This is a genomic window from Streptomyces sp. AC558_RSS880, assembly GCF_019049255.1.
Lineage (GTDB): Bacteria > Actinomycetota > Actinomycetes > Streptomycetales > Streptomycetaceae > Streptomyces.
This window is the reverse complement of the sequence record NZ_JAGMUJ010000059.1, coordinates 69162-80424: the sequence shown is the minus strand read 5'-3', so window position 1 is coordinate 80424 and position 11263 is coordinate 69162. Positions and strand designations below refer to the sequence as shown.

General features: G+C 71.6%; 7 protein-coding genes. 5 read left to right on the top strand and 2 right to left on the bottom strand.

The annotated features are described in order from the left end of the window. The first annotated feature begins 93 nt into the window (after positions 1-93). On the top strand, positions 94-1725 hold the full coding sequence (locus KUM38_RS43305; protein ID WP_217130866.1) for an RNase H family protein: 1632 nt from the start codon (positions 94-96) through the stop codon (positions 1723-1725). Positions 1726-1952: 227 nt separating this feature from the next. Here the strand turns inward: KUM38_RS43305 and KUM38_RS20540 are convergent, their stop codons facing one another. Further along, positions 1953-3359 (bottom strand): MFS transporter, encoded by a 1407-nt coding sequence (locus KUM38_RS20540; protein ID WP_217130865.1) that lies wholly within the window; start codon positions 3357-3359, stop codon positions 1953-1955. A gap of 494 nt (positions 3360-3853) precedes the next feature. On the opposite strand from KUM38_RS20540, the gene fusA reads away from it, so the two are divergent. Next, complete coding sequence (gene fusA / locus KUM38_RS20535) at positions 3854-5905, top strand: elongation factor G (protein ID WP_217130864.1); 2052 nt, start codon at positions 3854-3856, stop codon at positions 5903-5905. A gap of 113 nt (positions 5906-6018) precedes the next feature. On the opposite strand, the gene KUM38_RS20530 is transcribed toward fusA, so the two are convergent. Then, a complete protein-coding gene (locus KUM38_RS20530; RefSeq protein WP_217130863.1) occupies positions 6019-7812 on the bottom strand; it encodes a coagulation factor 5/8 type domain-containing protein in 1794 nt (597 codons plus the stop codon). Positions 7813-8052: 240 nt separating this feature from the next. Here KUM38_RS20530 and KUM38_RS20525 point away from each other — a divergent pair, with 240 nt between their 5' ends. Genes KUM38_RS20525 through KUM38_RS20515 form a run of 3 tightly spaced genes read left to right on the top strand, consistent with a single transcriptional unit; the run spans position 8053 to position 11247 of the window. After that, complete coding sequence (locus KUM38_RS20525) at positions 8053-9369, top strand: sugar ABC transporter substrate-binding protein (protein ID WP_217130862.1); 1317 nt, start codon at positions 8053-8055, stop codon at positions 9367-9369. Between the two features lie 14 nt (positions 9370-9383). Continuing rightward, positions 9384-10376, top strand: a complete 993-nt coding sequence (locus tag KUM38_RS20520; protein ID WP_217130861.1) for a carbohydrate ABC transporter permease — start codon at positions 9384-9386, stop codon at positions 10374-10376. 31 nt (positions 10377-10407) lie between these two features. Next, positions 10408-11247, top strand: a complete 840-nt coding sequence (locus tag KUM38_RS20515) for a carbohydrate ABC transporter permease (protein ID WP_217130908.1) — start codon at positions 10408-10410, stop codon at positions 11245-11247. The last annotated feature ends 16 nt before the right edge of the window (positions 11248-11263 follow it).

The following is an 11263-nucleotide window of genomic DNA, read 5'->3' as shown; positions in this document are numbered from 1 at the left end:
GGCGCTCTCCGACGTGACGGCTCTCGCCCACAGGCCCCGACCGCCCGTCCCGTGCGGCCCCGCCCACCACCACCCGCGACCTGGAAGGCCACCGTGACGACCACCGAGCACACCGAGCTGATCCGTCGCCTCGCCGACGACTTCACCGCCTTGCAGGAGGCCGTCCTCGCCCGCATGAACGGGATCTGCGCCCCGGAGACCGCCGCGGCCCTGGAACACGCCTCGCTCACCGGTCCCGTCACCGTCGTCCTCGCCCACGCCGACGTCCTCGCCCGCGGCGCCGTCCGGCGCGCGGAACTCTCGGCTCAGCTCCCCGAGCGACTGCGACGGCTGCGCGCACACGCGCGCAGGGTGCGACGGGCCCGGTCGCAGGCGGAGGCCCGGTACAAGGAGCAGCGCGCCCGTCACCTCGCCGGTCGCTCCCGGCCGGTGGACACGCTGGAGCTGAGGGTGGCGCGCACGGCGTTCGCGGCGGCCTTCGACGAGGCCCTGCGGCGGGAACTCCGCGACAGGGGACTGCCGGACGGCACACCGCAGGCACCGGAGAGCGACCTCGGCCAGTGGGCCTGGGACCGGAAAGCCGCAGGCGGCGAACCGCCGGCACCGGTACGTGAACTGCGGGACTGCGACGACGACGCCTTCGTGCAGGCCCTCCTGCGCGACGCCCGGGAGGAGGAGAACCCGTACCTCCCGCACGACGCGGTGGCCGAACGGTGGAGCCGCCACGCCCGCGCCGCGCTGGCCTGGGGCCGCTACGCGATCGGCCGGGCCGAACGGGACGCGCTCGCCTGCCCCCTCCCCGCACGGCGCACCCGGCTCGAGGCCCTGGACGACGCCTACCAGGACACCGCGGTCCTCGCCGCCCGCTCCCGCGAAGCCCTGCTCCGGGCCACGGACCTCCACGACCGGATGCGGGACTGCGTCACCACGGGGCCCTTCGCGGAGCTCGTCGCGCAGTGCCGCGCCGCGGCCCTGGCGCGCTTCGCCGACGCCGAGCCCGAGAGGTGGCACAGCGTGTGCGGACTGACCGCGAGGCACCGGGCGGACTGCCCCGAACGGGCCGGGGGCTGCCCGCACTGTCACCGCGCCCTCGCCGCCGTCCTCGCCGACGCCCCTCCCGCCGACGCGGACGAGGACGGTGACGGTGAACACCCGGCGGCGACGCTCCCGGCCGACGTGGACCGCTACGCCCTGCTCGCCGACCTCCCCGACACCGCCGTCGTGGCCGTCGCCGACGCCGCCGTCGGTGACGAGTCCGCACTATGCGGCTACGGCTGGGCCGCCGAGGACGGGACCACCGGACACGGCGACTCCCTGGCCTCCAGCAGCGGTGAGGCCGAAGTCATCGGTATCTGCGCCGCCGCCCTCAGCCTCCTCGAACACCACGAGGACGCACCCGTGGTCCTGCTGTGCGACAGCACCGAGGCGGTCGGCGTGGTCGACGCGGCCCTGCGCTCCGCCGACCCGGCGGCCGCCCACCGAACCCTCCTCTTCCCGGAGAGCCGGCAGCTGATGGCCCGCCTGGTGCGCCACCGCCACCGCGTCCAGGTCCGCTGGCTGAAGGGCCACGTCGGACACGACCTCAACGAGACCGCCGACGCCTTCGCCCGCCTCGCCCTGCGCCGCGCCACCGGCCGGATCCTTCCCTCCGCCGCACGGAAGGAGGAGGCACGGATCCTGCGCTCACTCGGCTCCGGTGCCGGCCCCCTCCCGGCCGCCGCCTGAACCCACACCGTCTGCGGACGGCCCCGCACCGCTCGACATGTCCGTACGCGCGGTGGAGGCCGACCCCGCGGTGACGGTCGACGGCGAGCCGCGGGGAGTGGTGACGGGGGACTCCGACCAGCCTCTTCCGCGCGTCCTCACAGCCGATGCCGCCGCCCGCGAAGACGCACCGCGGCCCCCTTCCGCCCCGGACGGGGAAGGGGGCCGCGGTGCGGACGCCGGACGGTTCAGGAAGCAGCCGCGGCGACGGGGCTCTCGTCCCGGCCGGAGGTGTCGACGGCCTCGCCCTCGTCGAGCCCCACGTCCTTCGTCTCCTTGCCCAGCAGCAGCGCCACCAGGGTCAGCAGCGCCATCGAGGAGAGGTAGACGCCGACCAGCCACGGCGAGCCGTCGCCGGCCTCCCACAGGGCGACCGCTATGAACGGGGCGACGGCCGCGCCGAGGATCGAGCTGACGTTGTAGGAGATCCCGGAGCCCGTGTAGCGCACGCTCGTCGGGAAGAGCTCCGGCAGCAGCGCGCCCATCGGGCCGAACGTCATGCCCATCAGCGTGAAGCCGAGCACCAGCCACAGCACCACGCCCAGCGTGCCCATGCCGATCAGCGGCACCCACACCAGCCCGAAGACCAGGATCCCGGCGGTGACCAGGATCAGCGTGGAGCGCCGGCCGTACTTGTCGGCGAGCGGGCCGGAGACCAGGGTGAACACGGCGAAGAACAGCACCCCGAAGATCATCATCAGGACGAAGGTGGTGTAGCCGTACCCCAGGCCGGGCACGGCGGCGTCCTTGGGCGTACGGCCGTAGCTCAGCGAGAACGTGGTCATCAGGTAGAAGAGCACGTACGTCGCCAGCATGAAGAAGGTGCCGAGGACCAGCTGCTTCCAGTGGCTGCGGAAGACGGTGGCCAGCGGCAGCTTCCGCACCAGCCCGGCCTCGCGGGTCTGGGAGAAGACCGGCGCCTCCACCAGGCGCATCCGCACCCACAGGCCGATCGCGACCATCACGGCGGAGAACAGGAACGGGATGCGCCAGCCCCAGCTCAGGAAGGCGTCCGAGGGCTGGGACGGGTCGGCGCCCGCCGCGGACGGCAGCAGCGCGCCGATGATCAGGAAGAGCCCGTTGCCGATGATGAAGCCGAGCGGGGCGCCCAGCTGCGGGAACGTGCCGTAGAGGGCGCGTTTGCCCTTCGGGGCGTTCTCGGTGGCGACCAGGGCCGCGCCGCTCCACTCGCCGCCGAGCGCGAAGCCCTGCGCGAGCCGCATCAGCACCAGCAGGGCGGTGGCGGCCCAGCCGGCCTGGGCGTAGGTGGGCAGCACGCCGATGAGGAAGGTGGCGACGCCCATGGTGAGGAGCGAGGCCACCAGCGTGCCCTTGCGGCCGAGCCGGTCGCCGAGGTGTCCGAAGACCACGGCGCCGATCGGGCGGGCGACCATCGCGGCGCCGAACACCGCGAAGGACGACAGCAGGGCCGTCGTCGGGTCGCTGCTCGGGAAGAAGAGCTTGGGGAAGACCAGGACGGCGGCGGTCGCGTAGATGTAGAAGTCGTAGAACTCGATCGTCGTGCCGATGAGGCTCGCGATGAGGACCCGGGACCGAGAGTTGACGGGGGCCGGGCCGGTGGTTGGTGCGGGCATTTCACGGTCTTTCCGGGGAGGAGCGGTCACCGGCGGCGTACACCGGCGGCCCGCACCGCGCCACGCGTCCACCTCGCGGGAGGCCGCGCGAACAGTGTGGGCCATGCAACGATCTCAGACATCTCACTGGCCAGAAACGTCGTACCAAGATGTGAGACGCGGATATTGCGTGGCCCGACCCTCCCCTCCCTCCCTACACTCACCGAGCAGACGCCGCCCGTCCTCGGGCCGCGCATCCATGACCAGTGAGGGGAGACCGGCCGTGCGCGACCACGCCACCGTTGCCGCTCCCCGTTCCCGGTCCCGTCGGTCCGTGGTGATCCTGGTGTCCCGGTCCGTCCGGTGCCCGCTGCGCGCCCGGCACCGGATACCCGTGACGCACGCCTGATCTTCGACGCCCTACGCACCATCAGGGGCGTACGGCGTCGTGCGTCAGGGACATCGCGCCGCCCTTTCCCGGAGCAACCGAAAGGCCACGGGCCATGCGCGACCCGATGAGAGCCAACCCCCTCGCCACCGTCCGCAACCTGGGCATCCTCGCCCACGTCGACGCCGGCAAGACCACCGTCACCGAGCGGATCCTGTTCGCCACCGGCACCACGCACAAGCGTGGTGAGGTGCACGACGGGACCACCGTCACCGACTTCGACCCGCAGGAACGGGACCGGGGCATCACCATCTTCGCCGCCGCCGTCAGCTGCGCCTGGGACGGTCACCGGATCAACCTCATCGACACCCCGGGCCACGTCGACTTCGCCGACGAGGTGGAGCGCGCCCTGCGCGTCCTCGACGGCGCGGTCGCCGTGTTCGACGCGGTCGCCGGTGTGGAGCCGCAGAGCGAGTCGGTGTGGCGGCAGGCGGACCGGCACGGTGTGCCGCGGATCGCGTTCGTCAACAAGATGGACCGGGCCGGCGCCGACCTGGACGCCGCCGTCGCCTCCGTCCGGGAGCGGCTGCACCCCGCACCCCTGGCGGTGCAGCTGCCGATCGGCGCGGAGGACACCTTCACCGGCGTCGTCGACCTGCTGCGCATGCGCGCCCTGACCTGGAACGACGAGGGCGAGGCCCGCGACCCGGCACCGGTGCCGGACGAGCTGCGGGAGGAGGCGGACGGACGGCGCCGGCTGCTGGAGGAGGCCGTCGCCGAACTGCATCCGGGCGCGCTGGAGGAGTTCTGCGACACGGGCGCGCTCAGCACCGGCACGCTCGCCGCCGCCCTGCGGGACCTGACCCGCAGCGGTGACGCCGTCGTCGTGCTGTGCGGCTCCGCCTACCGCAACCGCGGCGTCGAACCGCTGCTGGACGCCGTACTCGCCTACCTGCCGTCGCCCCTCGACGTGCCGCCGGTACGCGGTACGCACGCGGGCGACGGCACCGGACAGCAGCGGGCCGCCGACCCGGCGGCACCGCTGGCCGCCCTCGCGTTCAAGGTGAACGCCACCGCCACCGGGCGGCTGACCTACCTGCGGGTGTACTCGGGAACGATCGAGAAGGGAGACACGGTGTGGGACGCCACCGCGCGCCGCTCCGAGCGCATCGGGCGCATCCTGCGCGTCCGGGCCGACCGGCACGCGCAGCTGGACCGGGCCGTCGCCGGGGACATCGTCGCCGTGGTCGGACTGAAGTCCGCCCGCGCGGGCTCCACGCTGTGCGCGCCGGACGCCCCGCTGGTCCTGGAGCCCCCGGGGGTCGCCGAGCCGGTCGTCTCCGTGGCCGTCGAGGCGCTGAAGGGCACGGACACCGGGCGCCTGGCGTCGGCGCTCGCACGGCTCGCCGAGGAGGACCCCTCGCTGGTCGTGCGCACCGACCCGGAGACCGGTCAGACGGTGCTGTCCGGCATGGGCGAGCTGCACCTGGAGGTCGCGGTGGAGAAGATCCGGCGTGAGCAGGGGCTGGGCGTCAACGTGGGCCGTCCCCGGGTGAGTCACCGGGAGACCGTCGGCCGCGGCGTGTCCGGGTTCGTGTTCCGGCACGTCAAACAGGACGGCGGGGCGGGCCAGTTCGCCCATGTGGTCCTCGACGTGGAACCACTGGACTCCCCGGAGTCCGGCTTCGAGTTCCGTTCGGCGGTCATCGGCGGGCGGGTGCCGCAGGAGTACGTCCGTGCGGTCGAGGCCGGCTGCCGGGACGCCCTGGCCGAGGGGCCGCTGGGCGGTCACCCGGTGACCGGGCTCCGCGTCACGCTCACCGACGGGTCGACCCATGTGAAGGACTCCTCGGACACCGCGTTCCGCACCGCCGGCCGGTTCGGGCTGCGAGACGCCCTGCGGGCCTGCGCGATGGTCCTGCTGGAGCCGGTCGTCGAGGTCACGGTCACCGTGCCCGAGGACGCGGTGGGCGGGGTGCTCGGCGATCTGGCCGCCCGCCGCGGCCGGGTCACCGGTTCGGTCGTCCGGGCGGGCGCCACGGTCGTCACCGCGACCGTGCCGCTGGCCGAACTGTTCGGCTACGCCACGCGGTTGCGCAGCCGCACCCAGGGCCGCGGCACCTTCACCACCCGGCCCACCGGCTACGCCCCCGCACCGGCCCCCGCGCCCGCGCGGTAAGGCGTGAACGGCGGCCCCTCCCGCGAACTGAAGCCGGGAGGGGCCGCCACCACCGCCGTACGGGCACACCCCGACCGTCGGCGTCGGTCACGGGCGTGCCCCGGGCGGCGGGCTCAGGGGTACGACACCACCGTGGACGGCACGGTGGTGGTGCCCGACGTCGGAGCCCCGGTGTCGTTGATGACGCACTCGTACTGCCCGTGCCCGCTCAGCGAGACGACCAGCAGGTCGTGGAAGCGCACGCCCGGACGGTCCGGGGCGGCGAAGCCGTGGTGCTGGACGATGCCCGGGTTCACGTTGTAGTAGCAGTAGCTGCCCATGCCCCAGCCCTCGTGGGTGGTGACCCGGTCGCCGACCTTGTAGGCCGCGTAGCCCTTGACCGAGCCGTTCTGGATCGAGGCCTGGTCGGGGGCGTCGTACGCCTTCTCGTTCTGGAAGAAGATCGTGCGGCCGCGTTCGCCGTTCCACTGCACGTCGTACTTGTTGAAGTGCTCGACGAACAGGCCGGTGGCGAGGACGTCGTGGCCGTTGACGACGACGCCGTAGTCGCAGCGGTTGGTCTCCCAGCCGACGCCGTCGCCGTGGTCGGCGCGCCAGACCCAGGTGTGGTCGACGATGGTGTGCCGGGCGTTGACCACCATGCTGGTGGTCGCCCTGCCGGGCCCCGCGCCGCCGATCCGGATGAAGACGTCCTGCACGGTGATCGGGTCGCGGGAGTGGTCCCGGGAGGCGCCGTTCGGGCCGACCTCCAGCAGGACGGGCGAGTCGACCGGCCCGGCGTCGATCAGGAAGCCCGCGAGGCGTACGCCGTCGACGTCGGCGACCTTCAGGGCGGTGACGCCGTTGTCGGGGATCAGGGTGGCGTAGCCGAGGCCCAGGACGACCGTGCCGGGGCGGTTCACCCGGACCGGCCGGTCGACGTGGTAGATGCCGGGCGTGAGCAGCAGGTTGAGGCCCTGGTCGAGCGCCTGGTTGAGGGTGGCCGCCGAGTCGCCCGGCGCGGCGACGTAGAAGCGGTCCAGCGGCAGGGAGGTGCCGCGCGGGGTGCCGTTGCCCCAGGTGACGCCGCGGGCGTTCCTCCGCAGCGCGGGCAGGAAGACGCGGTACCGGTCGCCGTCGAGGTACAGGAAGGGCTTCTCGCGGGAGATCGGCGTCGTGGCGAGCGTGGTGTACGGCGGGTCCGGGAAGCTCTGTGCGGGGGCGCCCTCGACACCCGAGAACACCATGTTCCAGACGGCGTTGGTCCAGCCGCCGACCGAGCTGTCCCGGGTGTACCACTGCTGCTGCGAGTACGGTCCGACGGTGCCGTCGACGCGGCTGTCGGCGATGTAGCCGCCGCTCGCCCAGCCGTAGCCGGACGGGGCGAGGTCGAGGCCGCCGCGTACGTGCATCCGGCGGAACGGGGCCGCCTGCGCGACCGCCCACCGGTTGGTGCCGGTGACCGGGACGAGCGCCAGGTTCTCCGCCGAACGCCAGAAGTTCTGCGTGGCGTTGCCGTCGAACCAGCCGGCGTCGACCGTCACGTCGCCGTTGATGGTGGTGTCGTCGGGGGAGAGGCCGAGCCCGGAGACGGAGGTGTAGAAGCCGAGCTGGGCGTTGAGCCCGTGGTACGTGCCCGGCTTGAACAGCAGTTGGTAGCGGCCGGTGCCGAACTGCGCCGACTCCTGCCGGGCGAACACCTCGTCGAGCCTGGCCTGGATGCCCGGCGTGGACGGGTCGAAGACGATCACGTTGGGGCCGAGGTCGCCGCCGCCCTTCAGTCGGCGCGGCTTCTTGCGTCCCGCCGCGGGTACGGCGGAGGCCGCCGAGGGCAGTCCGGCCAGGACGGGGGCGGCGGCCGCGGCGCCGAGGACGGTGCGGCGGCCGATGGCCGGCGGCCGGGAGGACGACGGGGAGTCGGACGTCATGTGGCTGGCTCTCCTGGTTCAGGAAATGAACGGCGTGGGGTGCTGGGAGCGCTCTCTCGACGCTGAATGGTTCATCCGTGGAACAGATGAGTCAAGGGGTCCGGCGAGAGTGGGATGAGTCCGTCCAAACCCTTGACGTGCCGCCTCCGGAGGGTTTAACTCACGTCCTAAATTAAGCCGTGAGGCGGTGTCTTCGTGCGGAGGACGCCTCATGCACCCCGGAAAGGGACATCAGGAGCCATGCGCAGTATCCGAGCCGCGGCCACAGGCGCCGTCATCCTGTCTCTCGCACTCGCCGCCTCGGCCTGCGGAGGCGGATCCAGCACCGGTGGCGGGTCCAACGACTCGCCGAAGGAACTGACTTACTGGGCCTCCAACCAGGGCGCCAGCATCGAGGTCGACAAGAAGGTCCTCCAGCCCGAGCTCGACAAGTTCGAGAAGCAGACCGGCATCAAGGTCAAGCTGGAGGTCGTGCCCTGGTCCGACCTGCTCAACCGGATCCTCACCGCGACCACCTCCGGCCAGGGCCCGGACGTCCTGAACATCGGCAACACCTGGTCCGCCTCGCTCCAGGCGACGGGCGCCCTGCTGCCGTGGGACGCGAAGAACTTCGACAAGATCGGCGGCAGGGACCGCTTCGTCGACTCCGCGCTCGGCTCCACCGGCGTCGAGGGCCAGGACCCGGCCGCCGTCCCGCTGTACTCGATGGCGTACGCCCTCTACTACAACAAGCAGATGTTCGCCGACGCCGGCATCGACGGCCCGCCGGCCACCTGGGACGAGCTGGTCGCCGCCGGAAAGAAGCTGTCCGGGGACGGCAAGTGGGGCCTGGGCATGGAGGGTTCGAACCCCTCCGAGAACATCCACCACGCCTTCGTCTTCGCCAAGCAGCACGGCGCCGACTTCTTCACCGCCGACGGCGAGGCCGACTTCACCAACGACGGAGCGGTCGCCGCGGTCAAGCAGTACGTCGACCTCATGGCCAAGGACAAGGTCATCGCCCCGGGCAACGCCGAGTACGCCCAGAACCAGTCGGTCAGCGACTTCGCCAAGGGCAGGACGGGCATGCTGCTGTGGCAGTCCGCCTCCGCCAACCTCACCTCCCAGGGCATGAGCGAGGACGCCTACGGCATCGCCCCGGTGCCCGTGCAGTCCGGCACCCCCGGCGCGGGCAAGCAGGTCAACTCGATGGTCGCGGGCATCAACCTCGCCGTCTTCAAGAACACCGACAACCTCGACGGCGCCACGAAGTTCGTGAAGTTCATGACCAGCGACGCCGAGCAGAAGATCCTCAACACGGCGTACAGCTCCATCCCGCCGGTCAAGACCGCCCAGGAGGACGCGGCCTTCAACTCCCCGGCCAACGCCGTCCTGAAGGACACCCTCGCCAAGAGCGCCGTCGCCCTGCCGCAGGTGCCCGACGAGTCCCAGTTCGAGACCGCCGTCGGCACGGCCGTCAAGGAACTGTTCGCCGACGCCGCCGCCGGACGCGAGGTGACCACCGACTCGGTGAAGGCCGCGCTCACCAAGGCGCAGCAGCAGATGCCCAAGAAGTGAGCCCCGACACCGCCATGACTGCCACTGCTCCCACAGCGGAGGCCACCGTGCGGAAGAGCTCCCCCGGTGCGGCGCGCGGCCCCCGCCGCCGCCCCGGGCGGATCCGCCGCATCGGACTGCCCTACCTGCTCCTGCTGCCCGCCCTGCTCCTCGAACTCCTCGTCCATCTGGTGCCGATGGTGATCGGCATCGTGATGAGCTTCAAGGAACTCACCCAGTTCTACATCCGCGACTGGGGCACCGCCCCCTGGGCCGGCTTCGACAACTACTCGGTGTCGGTGGACTTCGACGCCCCCGTCGGCAAGGCCCTGCTCGACTCGTTCCTCGTCACCATCGCCTTCACCCTGCTCTCCGTCGGCCTGTGCTGGCTGATCGGCACGGCCGCCGCGATCTGCATGCAGGACACCTTCCGCGGTCGCGGCCTGCTGCGCGCCCTGTTCCTGGTGCCGTACGCCCTGCCGGTCTACGCGGCCGTCATCACCTGGGTGTTCATGTTCCAGCACGACAACGGCCTGGTGAACCACGTCCTGCACGACCAGCTCGGCATCACCGACAAGCCGTCCTTCTGGCTCATCGGCGACAACAGCTTCTTCGCCCTGCTGATCGTCTCCGTCTGGAAGGGCTGGCCGTTCGCCTTCCTCATCGTGATGGCCGGCCTGCAGAACATCCCGCGCGAGCTGTACGAGGCCGCCGCGCTCGACGGCGCCGGAATGCTCCAGCAGATCCGCCGCATCACCCTGCCCTCGCTCCGCCCGGTCAACCAGGTGCTGGTCCTCGTCCTGTTCCTGTGGACGTTCAACGACTTCAACACCCCGTACGTCATGTTCGGCAAGACGGCGCCCGAGGCCGCGGACCTCATCTCGGTCCACATCTACCAGGCGTCCTTCGTCACCTGGAACTTCGGCACCGGCTCCGCGATGTCCGTCCTGCTCCTGCTGTTCCTGCTCGTCGTCACGGGCGTCTACCTCGCACTCACCTCGCGCGAGCGGAGGGCCTCGCATGCCTAGCACCCCGACGACGGCACCGGCCGCCTCCCCGATGGCCCCGCCCCGCTCCTTCCTATGGACCCGGCGGATCTTCCTCACCCTGCTGACCGGCTTCGTACTCGTCCCGGTCTACGTCATGGTCTCCAGCTCGCTGAAGCCGCTGGCCGACGTGACCGGCAAGTTCCGCTGGCTGCCCACCGAGCTGACGATCGACCCGTACATCGACATCTGGTCCACGGTCCCGCTGGGCCGCTACTTCGTGAACTCGCTGATCGTGGCGGGCGCCGCGACCGTCTGCTCGGTCGTCATCGCCGTGTTCTCCGCGTACGCCGTCAGCCGCTACAGCTTCCGCGGCAAGCGCGTCTTCACGGTGACCGTGCTGTCGACGCAGATGTTCCCGGGCATCCTGTTCCTCCTCCCGCTGTTCCTCATCTACGTCAACATCGGCAACGCCACCGGCATCGCCCTGTTCGGCTCCCGCGGCGGACTGATCCTCACGTACCTGACCTTCTCGCTGCCGTTCTCCATCTGGATGCTGATCGGCTACTTCGACTCGGTCCCGCGCGACCTCGACGAGGCGGCGCTGGTGGACGGCTGCGGCCCGCTCGGCGCGCTCTTCCGCGTCGTCGTCCCGGCCGCGGTCCCCGGCATCGTCGCGGTCGCCGTCTACGCCTTCATGACCGCCTGGGGCGAAGTCCTCTTCGCGTCCGTGATGACCAACGACACCACCCGCACCCTGGCGGTCGGCCTCCAGGGCTACTCCACCCTCAACGACGTGTACTGGAACCAGATCATGGCCGCCTCCCTCGTGGTGAGCGTCCCCGTGGTCGCCGGCTTCCTGCTGCTGCAGCGCTACCTCGTCGCCGGCCTGACGGCAGGAGCCGTCAAGTGACCGATTCCCCTCATCC

Excerpts from the sequence above, each read along its gene's own strand:
- fusA (WP_217130864.1), top strand. The coding sequence starts at position 3,854 with ATGAGAGCCAACCCCCTCGCCACCGTCCGCAACCTGGGCATCCTCGCC.
- KUM38_RS20525 (WP_217130862.1), top strand. The coding sequence starts at position 8,053 with ATGCGCAGTATCCGAGCCGCGGCCACAGGCGCCGTCATCCTGTCTCTC.
- KUM38_RS20530 (WP_217130863.1), bottom strand. The coding sequence starts at position 7,812 with ATGACGTCCGACTCCCCGTCGTCCTCCCGGCCGCCGGCCATCGGCCGC.
- KUM38_RS20540 (WP_217130865.1), bottom strand. The coding sequence starts at position 3,359 with ATGCCCGCACCAACCACCGGCCCGGCCCCCGTCAACTCTCGGTCCCGG.
- KUM38_RS20520 (WP_217130861.1), top strand. The coding sequence starts at position 9,384 with ATGACTGCCACTGCTCCCACAGCGGAGGCCACCGTGCGGAAGAGCTCC.
- KUM38_RS20515 (WP_217130908.1), top strand. The coding sequence starts at position 10,408 with ATGGCCCCGCCCCGCTCCTTCCTATGGACCCGGCGGATCTTCCTCACC.